The following is an 11292-nucleotide window of genomic DNA, read 5'->3' on the forward strand; positions in this document are numbered from 1 at the left end:
ATTTCCCTTTTAGTGTGCGTCTTTCATTTACCTTAGCTGCTCCGGGAGTGATTACACGAAAAATATCCGCACTAAGCAACACAGGTTGCTGGAAATGCGCACTTTACGGGTGCTAAACTCCTTGTCTGTTTTTGCGTCGCATCCCGATACGACACTGTGATGTATTCAGGGTGCTTATATTCGGCAAGGTAAAGCTGAATAGCGTGAATAACTATACGAATTCAAACTCAAATATTTTTCTAGATGTGCTCTGTCGTGTGGGGCACCACTGTAGATTAAGGAATTAACATGCCTGTTATTACTCTTCCTGACGGAAGCCAGCGCGTTTTTGATCGTCCCGTTTCTCCTCTTGATGTTGCCCTTGATATCGGTCCTGGTCTGGCGAAAGCCTGTATCGCTGGCCGCGTTAATGGCGAACTGGTGGATGCTACCGACCTTATCGAGGCCGATGCACAACTGGCGATCATTACCACTAAAGACGAAGCCGGTCTTGAAATTCTGCGCCACTCCTGTGCGCACCTTTTGGGTCATGCCATTAAACAACTTTGGCCTGACACCAAAATGGCTATCGGCCCGGTTATCGATAATGGCTTCTATTACGACGTGGATTTAGATCGTACGTTGACTCAGGAAGACATCGAACTGCTTGAAAAGCGCATGCACGAACTGGCTGAAAAGAATTACGACGTTATTAAAAAGAAAGTCAGCTGGCAGGAAGCACGCGATACCTTTGCAAGCCGTGGCGAAGAATACAAAGTGGCGATCCTGGATGAGAACATCAGTCATGATGACCGTCCTGGCCTGTATCACCACGAAGAATACGTCGATATGTGTCGTGGTCCTCACGTTCCGAACATGCGTTTTTGCCATCATTTCAAATTGCAGAAAACTTCCGGTGCGTACTGGCGTGGCAACAGCGACAACAAAATGCTGCAACGTATTTACGGCACAGCATGGGCTGAGAAAAAACAACTTAATGCCTACCTGCAACGTCTGGAAGAAGCCGGCAAGCGCGATCACCGTAAAATCGGTAAGCAACTTGACCTGTACCACATGCAGGAAGAAGCACCAGGCATGGTGTTCTGGCACAATGACGGTTGGACAATTTTCCGTGAGCTGGAAGCCTTCGTACGCATGAAACTGAAGTCTTACGACTATCAGGAAGTGAAAGGTCCATTCATGATGGATCGCGTGCTGTGGGAAAAAACAGGTCACTGGGAAAACTACAAAGAAGCGATGTTCACCACGTCTTCTGAAAACCGTGAATATTGCATCAAACCGATGAACTGCCCGGGCCATGTTCAGATCTTCAATCAGGGTCTGAAATCTTACCGTGACCTGCCGCTGCGTATGGCAGAGTTCGGCAGCTGCCACCGTAACGAGCCATCAGGTGCATTGCACGGTCTGATGCGCGTTCGTGGTTTCACTCAGGATGATGCCCATATCTTCTGTACAGAAGAGCAGGTACGTGATGAAGTGAACAGCTGCATCCGCATGGTCTATGACATGTACAGCACTTTTGGTTTCCAGAAGATTGTGGTGAAATTATCCACCCGTCCTGAGAAGCGCATCGGTACTGATGAAATGTGGACTCGCGCTGAGGATGATCTCGCGGCAGCACTGACTGAAAACGAGATTCCGTTCGATTATCAGCCGGGTGAAGGTGCGTTCTACGGTCCAAAAATTGAATTTACCTTGTACGATTGTTTGGATCGTGCGTGGCAGTGTGGTACCGTGCAGCTCGACTTTTCATTACCTGGTCGTTTGAACGCGTCGTATATTGGCGAAAGCAACGACCGTCAGGTTCCGGTAATGATTCACCGTGCTATTCTGGGTTCAATGGAGCGCTTCATTGGTATTCTGACTGAAGAATACGCAGGCTTCTTCCCAACATGGATGGCTCCGGTTCAGGTAGTGATCATGAATATCACTGATACACAAGCTACCTATGTCGAAGAATTAACCAAAAAACTGCAAGATGCAGGCATTCGCGTTAAAGCCGACTTGAGAAATGAGAAGATTGGCTTTAAAATTCGCGAACACACGCTACGCCGTGTTCCTTACATGTTAGTTTGTGGCGATAAAGAGGTCGAAGCAGGCAAAGTTGCTGTTCGTACTCGTCGCGGCAAAGACTTAGGAAGCATGGATGTTAGCGAAGTCGTTGACAAACTGCTGGCGGAAATCCGCAGCAGAAGTCTTCATCAACTGGAGGAATAAAGTATTAAAGGCGGAAAACGAGTTCAACCGGCGCGTCCTAATCGCATTAACAAAGAGATTCGCGCGCAAGAAGTTCGCCTCACAGGCGTCGATGGCGAGCAGATTGGTATTGTCAGTCTGAATGAAGCTCTTGAAAAAGCTGAGGAAGCGGGCGTCGATTTAGTAGAAATCAGTCCGAATGCCGAGCCGCCAGTTTGTCGAATCATGGATTACGGCAAATTCCTCTACGAGAAGAGCAAGTCGACTAAAGAGCAGAAGAAGAAACAAAAAGTTATTCAGGTTAAGGAAATCAAATTCCGACCTGGTACCGATGATGGCGACTATCAGGTCAAACTACGCAACCTGATTCGCTTTCTGGAAGATGGCGATAAAGCCAAAATCACCCTGCGGTTCCGTGGGCGTGAAATGGCGCACCAACAGATCGGTATGGAAGTGCTTAACCGCGTCCGTAAAGACCTGTGTGAAGATTCTGAACTGGCCGTTGTCGAATCCTTCCCTACGAAGATCGAAGGTCGTCAGATGATCATGGTGCTCGCACCTAAGAAGAAACAGTAAGGCTTCCAAGTAATCCTGCTGCGCGGTGTTCGCACCGCGTATGCTGGATTCGCCTTTCTGATTCATGTTAATAACAATGCGAAGTGGAATGTAAAATGCCAAAGATCAAAACAGTACGCGGCGCCGCTAAACGCTTCAAAAAAACCGCCAACGGTGGTTTTAAGCGTAAGCACGCTAACCTGCGTCATATTCTGACCAAAAAAGCTACTAAGCGTAAACGTCACTTGCGTCCAAAAGGCATGGTATCCAAGAACGATTTGGGCCTTGTCTCTGCATGTCTGCCGTACGCATAAATACACTTTTTTTCATCTAGAATATAAAACTCAGGAGAGCATATGGCTCGCGTAAAACGTGGTGTGATTGCACGTGCACGTCACAAGAAAATTTTAAAGCAGGCGAAAGGTTACTACGGTGCCCGTTCGCGCGTATATCGTGTTGCATTCCAGGCTGTTATCAAAGCTGGTCAATACGCTTACCGTGACCGTCGTCAAAAGAAACGTCAGTTCCGTCAGCTGTGGATCGCGCGTATCAACGCAGCAGCTCGTCAGAACGACATGTCTTACAGCAAATTCATTAACGGCTTGAAAAAAGCTTCTATTGAAATTGACCGTAAGATTTTGGCTGACATCGCAGTCTTCGACAAAGTGGTATTTGCCGCTCTGGTTGAGAAAGCGAAAGCAGCACTGGCGTAAGTCAGGTGAAAGAGGGAGCTTGCTCCCTCTTTTATATTTTGTGTTTGTAAGTAACTCCATTCATTGTGTACTATCGTCACTCGTGTTTTAACAGTTTTTTCAACAAGGTAACGCAAGCATGAATGCTGCTATTTTCCGTTTCTTTTTTTACTTTAGCGCCTGACTCAGGAAGGCTTTCGCGCGTAAGAGAAGAAACGAAAAGTAGCGCCTAAGCCTCCCTCGTGGAGGCTTTTTTGTATCTGTGCTTTATACACTAAGGTTCAGGGTCAAAATCGCGCCCCTGATTAATCACGGTTATTTTACATCGGGCCATTTTGGCCAGAAGAAGAGGAAAGCAATGCCACATCTCGCAGAGCTGGTTGCCAACGCCAAGGCAGCCGTAGAGAGTGCTCAGGATATCGCCACGCTGGATAATGTGCGTGTCGAATATCTGGGTAAGAAAGGCCACCTGACACTCCAGATGACGACCCTCCGTGACTTGCCAGCGGATGAACGCCCGGCGGCGGGTGCCGTGATCAACGAAGCGAAAACGCAGGTTCAGGAAGCTTTGAATGCGCGTAAAAATACGCTGGAGTCCGCAGTACTGAATGCCCGTCTGGCCGAAGAAACAATTGACGTTTCCCTGCCAGGCCGCCGTATAGAAAACGGTGGTTTGCATCCGGTGACCCGTACTATCGACCGCATTGAAACCTTCTTCGGTGAATTAGGCTTTACCGTGGAAACCGGTCCGGAAATCGAAGATGATTATCATAACTTTGATGCCCTGAATATTCCTGGCCACCATCCGGCGCGCGCAGACCACGACACCTTCTGGTTTGATGCTAAACGTCTGCTGCGTACGCAGACATCCGGTGTGCAGATCCGCACCATGAAAGACCAGCAACCGCCTATCCGCATCATTGCCCCGGGCCGCGTATATCGTAACGATTACGATCAGACGCATACCCCGATGTTCCATCAGATGGAAGGCCTGATTGTTGATAAAGACATCAGCTTCTCCAATCTGAAAGGCACACTGCACGATTTCCTGAACAACTTCTTCGAAGCTGATTTGCAGATCCGTTTCCGTCCATCTTATTTCCCGTTCACCGAGCCTTCTGCGGAAGTTGACGTCATGGGCAAAAACGGCAAATGGCTGGAAGTGCTGGGCTGCGGCATGGTGCACCCGAACGTATTGCGTAACGTCGGCATTGATCCGGAAGTGTATTCCGGTTTTGCCTTCGGTATGGGCATGGAACGTCTGACCATGTTGCGTTATGGCGTAACTGACCTGCGTGCATTCTTCGAAAATGATCTGCGTTTCCTCAAACAGTTTAAGTAAGGCGGGAATATCACATGAAATTCAGTGAACTCTGGTTGCGTGAGTGGGTAAACCCAGCCATCAGCAGCGAAGCATTATCTGACCAAATCACTATGGCCGGTCTGGAAGTGGACGGCGTTGATCCGGTTGCTGGCGCATTCAATGGCGTCGTTGTCGGTGAAGTGGTTGAGTGCGGTCAGCACCCGAACGCCGACAAACTGCGTGTTACCAAAGTGAACGTCGGCGGCGATCGTCTGCTGGACATCGTTTGTGGCGCACCTAACTGCCGTCAGGGTCTGAAGGTTGCTGTGGCGACCGTCGGTGCCGTACTGCCGGGTGATTTCAAGATCAAAGCGGCTAAGCTTCGCGGTGAGCCTTCAGAAGGGATGCTGTGCTCGTTCTCCGAGCTGGGTATTTCCGAAGATCACGACGGTATCATCGAGCTGCCGCTGGATGCTCCGGTTGGCACGGATATCCGCGAATTCCTGAAGCTGGACGATAACACCATCGAAATCAGCGTGACGCCAAACCGGGCTGATTGCCTCGGTATCATTGGCGTAGCCCGTGATGTTGCTGTGGTTAACCAACTGCCTTTAGTTGAACCTGAGATGAATCCGGTCGCAGCAACCATCGACGCTTCCGTGTCTATTGACGTTCAGGCACCAGACGCATGCCCGCGCTATTTAGGCCGTGTGGTCAAAGGCATTAATGTTAAAGCGCCAACGCCATTGTGGATGCGCGAAAAACTGCGTCGTTGCGGCACTCGTTCTATTGATGCCGTGGTGGATATCACTAACTACGTGCTGCTGGAACTCGGTCAGCCTATGCACGCCTTCGATCTGAGCCGTATCAACGGCGGTATCGTGGTGCGTATGGCGCAGAAAGATGAAGCACTGACGCTGCTTGATGGCACAGAAGCCAAGCTGAAAGAAGATACGCTGGTTATTGCCGATCATGATAAAGCGCTGGCGATGGCCGGTATCTTTGGTGGTGAGCATTCTGGCGTGAACGATGAAACCCAGGATGTCCTGCTTGAGTCGGCATTCTTTGCTCCGCTGTCGATCACGGGTCGTGCGCGCCGTCAGGGTTTGCATACCGATGCTTCACACCGCTATGAGCGTGGCGTTGACCCTGAGCTGCAACACAAAGCTATCGAGCGCGCTACCGCGCTGCTGCTGAGCATTTGTGGTGGTGAAGCCGGCCCGGTCATTGATGTGACTTCTCAGGCTCATCTGCCGAAAGCCGCTACCATTACGCTACGTCGTGAAAAGCTGGATCGCCTGATTGGACACCACGTTGAAGACGCACAAGTGACGGACATTCTGACCCGTCTGGGCTGCAAAGTTGATCACAAAGGCGATCACTGGGTGGCTGTGGCGCCGAGCTGGCGTTTCGACATGCAGATTGAAGAAGATTTGGTGGAAGAAGTTGCCCGCATTTACGGCTACAACAACATTCCTGATGTGCCGGTGAAAGCCAATCTGGAAATGACTAAGCACCGCGAAGCCAATTTGTCACTGAAACGAGTGAAAAATCTGCTGGTTGACCGTGGTTTCCAGGAAGCGATCACCTACAGTTTTGTGGATCCTAAAGTGCAGGCGTTACTGCACCCGGGCGAAGAAGCGCTGATCCTGCCAAGCCCGATTTCGGTTGAAATGTCGGCTATGCGCCTTTCCCTGTGGTCAGGTTTGCTGACGGCGGTGGTAAATAACCAAAATCGTCAGCAAAGCCGCGTGCGTTTATTCGAAAGCGGCCTTCGCTTTGTGCCTGATACCCAAGCTGATTTAGGTATCCGTCAGGACGTCATGCTGTCAGGGGTGATTTCCGGCAATAAAAATGAAGAGCATTGGGATCTGGCGCGTCAGGCCGTTGACTACTACGATTTGAAAGGTGATCTTGAGGCGATTCTTGAGCTTACCGGCAAAATGAACGACGTGCAGTTCCGGGTTGAAGCAAATCCTGCATTGCATCCGGGGCAGAGTGCTGCAATTTATTTACGCGGCGAACGTATTGGTTTCATTGGTGTAGTCCATCCTGAACTCGAACGTAAACTCGATCTCAATGGCCGTACTGTGGTCTTCGAAATGCTGTGGAATAAGGTCTCAGACCGCGTACTGCCTGATGCGAAAGAGATTTCCCGCTTCCCGGCGAACCGTCGTGACATCGCTGTTGTTGTGGCTGAAAAGGTGCCCGCAGACGATATTTTGGCAGAGTGCAAGAAAGTTGGCGCAAATCAGGTAGTTGGCGTAAACTTGTTTGATGTGTACCGTGGCAAGGGCGTAGCGGAAGGTTACAAGAGCCTGGCTATCAGTCTGGTGTTGCAGGATACCGGCCGTACACTGGAAGAAGAGGAGATCGCCGCTACCGTTGCAAAATGCGTAGAGGCTCTAAAACAGCGATTCCAAGCATCCTTGAGGGATTGAACCTATGGCGCTTACTAAAGCTGAAATGTCAGAACACCTGTTTGAGAAGCTTGGGCTTAGCAAACGGGATGCCAAAGACCTTGTTGAAATATTTTTCGAAGAAGTTCGTAGAGCTTTGGAAAATGGCGAGCAAGTTAAACTGTCTGGCTTTGGCAATTTCGATCTGCGTGACAAAAACCAACGTCCGGGACGTAACCCGAAAACCGGCGAAGATATTCCGATCACGGCGCGTCGTGTGGTGACTTTCCGTCCGGGACAAAAATTGAAGAGTCGCGTAGAGAATGCCACTCCGAAAGAATAAGTAACATCTTCTGAAAGGCCGCGAAAGCGGCCTTTTTTTTGGCTGCAATTTGACCCGGTGACATCAGCATTTTTTACGCCGTTAAGCAATTCGCGCAGAAAGTGAAAAGATAGTGTTAAAGGGGTGGGCTGTTCAGGATTAGTCTGATAGATTTAATTTCAAGGCGGAACAGGGGGTGTATTCATTGATTCTGATTTCTCATTAAAAATAAAATTATAAAAAAATGAGTATTTCAATAATGAAAAAAAGGGACCGAAGCCCCTTAAATTAAATTCCGCATTCTGGCGCAGATAAATAATGCCTGATGCCCTAGATTATGTATCCGCTTTAACCCGAATGAAATGAATTCGTTATGTGATTAATGGTTATAAAACATGCGAGGGCCACCAGGGCCGCCGCCATGACCACCACCGTGACCGCCGCCGCCACCAGGGCCCCAGAACGGAGGAAACAGACAGCCGCTCAGGCTGACTACAACCAGGGCAACACTTAACAGGGCTATAATACGACGCATAAAATACATCCTTTGCTTGAATAAACACTGTGAGTATAAATAAATCTTTAATAACCTGTTGTCAGGGTTAAGTTAAGATTTGTTAATGTCGTCGTAAGAATTGAATAGATAACGAACTCAATCCTGCTGAATTATTTCAAGCAGGATATGTTTGTATTTTTTGTGTAAGGTCGCAGCAAGTTAAACGAAAATCCGCCTATTCCTCATAGTCAGTATCAATTCCCCCTGATATAAAAAACACGTCATAAAAAATTAAGAAGGCGTGACTATCGTGAAAAAATCTCTTTTATTGCTTTGTTGTGCGCTGGCATTGCCTGTGATCGCACAGGCAAATGTTTCTATTGACCTTAACGTACCAGGCGTATCGCTTCACCTCGGGGATCAGGATCAGCGCGGTTACTATTGGGATGGTTATGACTGGCGTCCGCCGCAGTGGTGGCGTGCTCATCAGGGCCATCATTACGGTGAGCGCAATGAGCGTGGCATGTACTGGCACGGCAACCGCTGGGATTCAAAACCGCCTCAGCGCGGTCATAGCGAGCCGCATAATCAGGGGCGTCCGAAGGGGGGCGACCATCATGATAACCGTGATAATAACGGTCATCAGGGTGGCAACAACGGTGGCGGTAACAATGGCCATCAGGGCGGTAACAACGGCCATCAGGGGAACGGGCAGCCGATCCCTCCGAATGGTCAGCCGGGGCGTTAATCACCCGCGGTTGTAAAAAATATCAAAGCCGGTGCTCAGTCACCGGCTTTTTCATTTTCTGTTTCCGTACACTAGAGCTAACTGCCTAATATCGGTAGGATAGCGAAATTCTTCTTTTTCCCGTCCGCTTCTGGAATCTGCAATTCATGTCAATCCGGCAGACTTTTTCTGCACTCGAACAACGGCAAAAGCAGCGCGATCACCGCGGTGTGTTTGTTCTGTCTGTTCTTTTGATTCTGGTGCTGACGCTAAGCCTCAGTGCAGGCGAAAACTGGTTATGGCCCAATCAATGGCTGAGCAGTGAAGCGAGGTTGTTCGTATGGCAACTGCGTCTCCCGCGTGCGATTGCGGTGATTCTGGTCGGTGCGAGCCTGGCTGTCGCCGGCGCAGTGATGCAGTCGCTGTTTGAAAACCCGCTTGCAGAACCCGGCCTGCTTGGTGTCGCTAACGGTGCGGGCGTGGCGCTGGTATTTTGTGTCATGTTCGGCCACGGAATGCTGCCGGTCTGGCTGATGAGCCTCGCCGCCGTGGCTGGCGCGCTGGTGGTCACTTTCTTCCTTCTGTATGCCGCCCGCAGGCACCGGCTAACCAATGCCCGTTTGCTACTGGTGGGCGTCGCCATCGGGATTGTGTGCAGTGCGCTGATGACCTGGACTATCTATTTCAGCAGTAACATGGATCTCCGACAGCTCATGTACTGGATGATGGGGGGTTTTGGCGGCGTTGACTGGCGGCAAATCTGGCTCGGGATCATGTTATTACCCGTGCTGCTCTGGCTGACCTTTCAGGGCAAAACGTTAAACTTGCTGTCACTGGGCACCTTACAGGCCCGGCAGCTAGGTGTCTCAATGACGACGTGGCGATATATTCTGGTGCTCGCGGTTGGCTGGATGGTCGGACTGAGCGTTGCGCTGGCAGGTGTGATAGGGTTTATCGGTCTGGTGATCCCTCATATCCTTCGGTTGTGTGGTATGACTGACCAGCGCCGTTTGCTACCGGCCTGTGCGCTGTGTGGCGCGGCGGTGTTATTGCTGGCGGATGTGCTGTCGCGGATCGGGCTGTACGCGGCCGAACTGCCGATTGGTGTGGTGACTGCCACGCTGGGCGCGCCGGTGTTTATCTGGTTACTGGTCAGAGTCGGACAAATTCGCTGAGCGGGATCCCTGCAATCAATCCTTATTCCTTACCTTTCACTATCAGGATAAAAAACGATGAGTAATGACATTTTTGATATCTCCCTGAAAACCATTGATGGCCAGACTAAAACACTGGGCGATTACAAAGGTTCGGTACTGCTGGTGGTCAATGTGGCGTCGCAGTGCGGCCTGACCAAGCAATACGAAGGTCTGGAAAACATTTATCAGGCATGGCACGACCGTGGCTTTGAAGTGCTTGGTTTCCCGTGCAATGAGTTTGGAGCGCAGGAGCCGGGCACAGAAGACGAAATCAAAACCTTCTGCACCACGCAGTTTGGCGTGAAATTCCCGATGTTCAGCAAGATTGACGTCAATGGCGAACACCGCCATCCGCTGTACAGCGCGCTGATTGCCGCCCGTCCAGAAGCAGTCAAACCAGAAGCCAGCGGTTTCTACGAGCGTCTGGCCAGCAAAGGCCGTCAGCCGGTCAAACCAGAAAATATTCTGTGGAACTTCGAGAAATTCCTCATCGGACGCGACGGCACCGTGGTGCAGCGCTTTGCGCCGGATATGGCACCGGAAGATCCGATTCTGATGGAAGCCATCAAAGCCGCACTGGCGAAATAAGTTAAATCCTCAAAAGGGCAGGGAACGCAGATGCTGGAGTGTCGTGAGATAAGTGTGGAAGGGCGTCTTCAGGCGTTTAACGCAAATATTGCGCCGGGCAGCCGCGTTCACCTCATCGGGCCAAACGGTGCGGGGAAAAGTACCTTGCTGGCGAGGCTGGCCGGGGTGTTTGAAGGCAAGGGCGAAGTCAAAGGCGATGTGCTGTTTAACGGCCAGCCGGTTTCTGCTTTCTCCGGTGTTCAACTCGCCCGACTGCGCGCCTGGCTTTGCCAGCAACTTACACCGGCATCCCTGATGCCGGTTTTTCAATATTTATCTTTGCATCAGCCTCGTCTCGCCGATCCCGCCGCGCTGGAACATACCATCACACGGCTTTGCGATGCGTTACAGCTTAGTGACAAACTGGCCAAACCGGTCACGCATCTTTCCGGTGGCGAATGGCAGCGGGTGCGGCTGGCAGCGGTGTTATTGCAGGTCTGGCCGGCGGTGAATCCTGACTCGCAAATTCTCTTGCTGGATGAACCGATGAACAGTCTTGATGTGGCGCAGCAGCAGGCGCTGGATCAGTTGCTGACCGAATTATGTGCCGCCGGACGTTCTGTCATAATGAGCGATCACGATTTGAATCACACTCTGCACTATGCCCGTCAGGTCTGGCTGATGTCCGCAGGGGAAGTGATCGCTGCCGGTGAATGTGCTGATGTGATGCAAGTTGAGCGTCTTTCACAGGTGTATCACGTCACATTTCAGATACATTCTCTGGCAGGCCGTCAGTGGATAATGACCACGGCGAAGTCTTCTTTCTAAAAAATGAATAG

The 11292-nt window shown here is 50.6% G+C and carries 13 protein-coding genes and 1 other annotated feature; of the genes, 12 read left to right on the forward strand and 1 reads right to left on the reverse strand.

The features are described from left to right. Window positions 1-288 precede the first annotated feature (288 nt). The 8 genes from thrS to ihfA all read left to right on the forward strand — a co-directional run bounded on the left by thrS (window position 289) and on the right by ihfA (window position 7488). Window positions 289-2217 (forward strand): threonine--tRNA ligase, encoded by a 1929-nt coding sequence (thrS, locus tag I2123_RS10220; RefSeq protein ID WP_112168577.1) that lies wholly within the window; start codon window positions 289-291, stop codon window positions 2215-2217. A 3-nt stretch (window positions 2218-2220) separates the two neighbouring features. Next, complete coding sequence (gene infC / locus I2123_RS10225) at window positions 2221-2772, forward strand: translation initiation factor IF-3 (protein WP_013576136.1); 552 nt, start codon at window positions 2221-2223, stop codon at window positions 2770-2772. A 95-nt stretch (window positions 2773-2867) separates the two neighbouring features. Next, window positions 2868-3065, forward strand: a complete 198-nt coding sequence (gene rpmI, locus I2123_RS10230; RefSeq protein ID WP_056773448.1) for a 50S ribosomal protein L35 — start codon at window positions 2868-2870, stop codon at window positions 3063-3065. 42 nt (window positions 3066-3107) lie between these two features. Then, window positions 3108-3464, forward strand: a complete 357-nt coding sequence (rplT, locus tag I2123_RS10235) for a 50S ribosomal protein L20 (protein ID WP_056773451.1) — start codon at window positions 3108-3110, stop codon at window positions 3462-3464. Between the two features lie 113 nt (window positions 3465-3577). Further along, window positions 3578-3702, forward strand: a sequence feature (Phe leader region). After that, window positions 3583-3627, forward strand: coding sequence for a pheST operon leader peptide PheM (pheM, locus tag I2123_RS10240; RefSeq protein WP_106120997.1), 45 nt, complete (start codon window positions 3583-3585; stop codon window positions 3625-3627). Its footprint overlaps the feature before it by 45 nt. Window positions 3703-3801: 99 nt before the next feature. Next, window positions 3802-4785, forward strand: coding sequence for a phenylalanine--tRNA ligase subunit alpha (gene pheS / locus I2123_RS10245; RefSeq protein ID WP_112168578.1), 984 nt, complete (start codon window positions 3802-3804; stop codon window positions 4783-4785). Window positions 4786-4799: 14 nt separating this feature from the next. Continuing rightward, window positions 4800-7187, forward strand: a complete 2388-nt coding sequence (gene pheT / locus I2123_RS10250) for a phenylalanine--tRNA ligase subunit beta (protein WP_112168579.1) — start codon at window positions 4800-4802, stop codon at window positions 7185-7187. Between the two features lie 4 nt (window positions 7188-7191). Beyond that, on the forward strand, window positions 7192-7488 hold the full coding sequence (ihfA, locus tag I2123_RS10255) for an integration host factor subunit alpha (RefSeq protein ID WP_004089944.1): 297 nt from the start codon (window positions 7192-7194) through the stop codon (window positions 7486-7488). A 358-nt stretch (window positions 7489-7846) separates the two neighbouring features. Here ihfA and I2123_RS10260 read toward each other — a convergent pair whose 3' ends face one another. Then, entirely contained in the window at window positions 7847-8002 is a 156-nt protein-coding gene (locus I2123_RS10260; RefSeq protein WP_167457459.1) for a lipoprotein, read from the reverse strand. Between the two features lie 271 nt (window positions 8003-8273). Between I2123_RS10260 and I2123_RS10265 the strand changes: the two genes are divergently transcribed. From I2123_RS10265 to btuD, 4 genes are all read left to right on the forward strand, one after another. Then, the gene (locus I2123_RS10265; RefSeq protein WP_112168580.1) at window positions 8274-8711 is read left to right on the forward strand and encodes a DUF2502 domain-containing protein; all 438 of its coding nucleotides are present in this window, start codon (window positions 8274-8276) and stop codon (window positions 8709-8711) included. Between the two features lie 146 nt (window positions 8712-8857). Then, window positions 8858-9865 (forward strand): vitamin B12 ABC transporter permease BtuC, encoded by a 1008-nt coding sequence (gene btuC, locus I2123_RS10270; protein ID WP_213052360.1) that lies wholly within the window; start codon window positions 8858-8860, stop codon window positions 9863-9865. A 57-nt stretch (window positions 9866-9922) separates the two neighbouring features. Further along, the gene (locus I2123_RS10275; protein WP_112168582.1) at window positions 9923-10474 is read left to right on the forward strand and encodes a glutathione peroxidase; all 552 of its coding nucleotides are present in this window, start codon (window positions 9923-9925) and stop codon (window positions 10472-10474) included. Between the two features lie 30 nt (window positions 10475-10504). After that, window positions 10505-11281, forward strand: coding sequence for a vitamin B12 ABC transporter ATP-binding protein BtuD (gene btuD, locus I2123_RS10280; protein WP_112168583.1), 777 nt, complete (start codon window positions 10505-10507; stop codon window positions 11279-11281). Window positions 11282-11292: the final 11 nt, after the last annotated feature.

This window comes from Rahnella inusitata (genome assembly GCF_018288855.1).
In the GTDB taxonomy this organism is placed as follows: Bacteria; Pseudomonadota; Gammaproteobacteria; order Enterobacterales; family Enterobacteriaceae; genus Rahnella; species Rahnella inusitata.